The following is a 1,903-nucleotide window of genomic DNA, read 5'->3' as shown; positions in this document are numbered from 1 at the left end:
CCAATCGAGTAGGAGGGATTTCTGAGTAGAAATCCCGACCTCTCACACCACCGTGCGTACCGTTCGGTACACGGCGGTTTCCTAGTTTTCGCATACTTGCTTGTAATAGCTCGTCATGGTTATGTAGCCAAGGCGGGCTATTTCTTTATTCGTAAGAACTGAGTTCAGCATTGCCGCTGCTCGCCACGGACCTTTTCGGCAGTTAGCCATTTCCAACACTACCCACTTGGGCGCGCCGTATTGGCTTATCATCCGGTGTTTCGTCCGTACCTTCTTCCATTGTTTCCAGTATATGGTTCGTATTTTGCGTCGAATCCATCTGTCAATTTGAATTAGCAGTTCCTTCATATTCGCTAGTTTAAAGTAATTCACCCATCCCTTTATGAATCGTTTCAATAGAAGGGCTCTCACTTCGTTTCCTTTTCCATTGCTTCGTTTCAATATAAACCGCAAACGGTCTTTCATCTTAGTAATGGATTTCGGATGCACCCGGAGTCGGCATTTTCCATTCTTTCGGTAGAAGCCATATCCCAGATATTTAACATAGCGGATGTGGGCTACGTGCGTCTTATTTCGATTCACCTTGAGAAATAATTTCTTCTCAATATATCGAGTGATGCTTTCCAAGGTCCTTTCGGCACTTCTTCTGCTTTTGCAGAGTATCATGCAGTCATCTGCATAGCGGACAAATTTATGTCCGCGCCGTTCCAGCTCCTTATCCAGCTCATTCAGCATGATGTTACTCAAGAGCGGACTCAATGGCCCTCCTTGGGGAACCCCCTGTTCACTTCGTTCGAACATCCCATGCCGGATAACACCAGCATGGAGATATTGGTGTATCAGCGAGATGACCCGGCCGTCTTTTACGCTCCTTGACAGAACTTCTATCAATTTGCTTTGGCAGACATTGTCGAAAAATTTCTCCAAGTCCATGTCTACGACGTAGACATAGCCCTCATCTGCATAGGCCTGGCATTGTTTCAACGCATCGTGGGCGCCCCGTTTGGGACGGAACCCGAAACTGCTATCTGAAAACTGTGGCTCGTAGATAGGCACAAGAACCTGCGTAATCGCCTGTTGTATCATGCGGTCTACGACCGTAGGGATTCCTAATTTCCGGAATTTCCCTTTTTCCTCTTTGGGTATTTCAACCCGACGGACTGGCTGGGGCTTATATTTCCCATTCCGTATTTGCTGAAGGAGGTCCAGGCGATGTTCCCGCAGGTAGGGTAGAAGTTCATCTACACTCATCCTGTCGACCCCGCCGGTTCCTCGATTAGACTTTACCTTCTTATAGGCACCATTTAAGTTGTCTCGTGATAAAATCTGCTTCAACAGACTGTCCGCTGGCAAGCTTGCAATGATGTCGTTGTGTTCAGCAATCCTCGCATGGGCAGACGCTTCCACATATCCCGGTTGTTCCGCAACCTCTTTTTGTGGACAGCCTTCTTGATGAAGTTTTCTGTCTTTCATTCCATGATTGGTTACTTTCATTAACTAACATCTCCTAGGATTCGGCCCTTTCCTCATGGTCTATAGCCCATAAGGTACTATGGCCTCGGCTGACTCCTCATGATAAATCTTATTTCAACCATGATGTCCAATCTATATGGCACCATCATGTCCATGAGGCCTCCCCGGGTAAGAACGCACTCTTTCTCTCCATGTGTCTGCCACATCTACTATTCATGGTTCCGTGTAGCTATGGGACTTCAACCTGTTAGGCGGCCTTATCCCCATGACTAGCCTTATGTGATTTCTGTTCGTCAGACCAGAGATTTGCCTCGACCTTCCTTCAGATTCCATCTCACGATGGACACCCTTGGTTCTGGCTATAGCCTTCCCGCTACCGGGCGGCTTAGGGACTTTCACCCATTAGAGTGCGCCCATGCCGGGCGCACCT

The 1,903-nt window shown here is 47.8% G+C and carries 1 protein-coding gene; it reads right to left on the bottom strand.

The features are described from left to right. Nucleotides 1-81: 81 nt before the first annotated feature. Entirely contained in the window at nucleotides 82-1,494 is a 1,413-nt protein-coding gene (gene ltrA, locus NOS26_RS04825) for a group II intron reverse transcriptase/maturase (RefSeq protein WP_014015629.1), read from the bottom strand. Nucleotides 1,495-1,903 lie beyond the last annotated feature (409 nt).

It is taken from the genome of Megasphaera sp. SC8-1 (assembly GCF_024436295.1).
Taxonomy (GTDB): domain Bacteria; phylum Bacillota; class Negativicutes; order Veillonellales; family Megasphaeraceae; genus Megasphaera; species Megasphaera elsdenii.
Note: the sequence above shows the minus strand (reverse complement) of the source record. Positions and strands in the feature narration are given on the sequence as shown.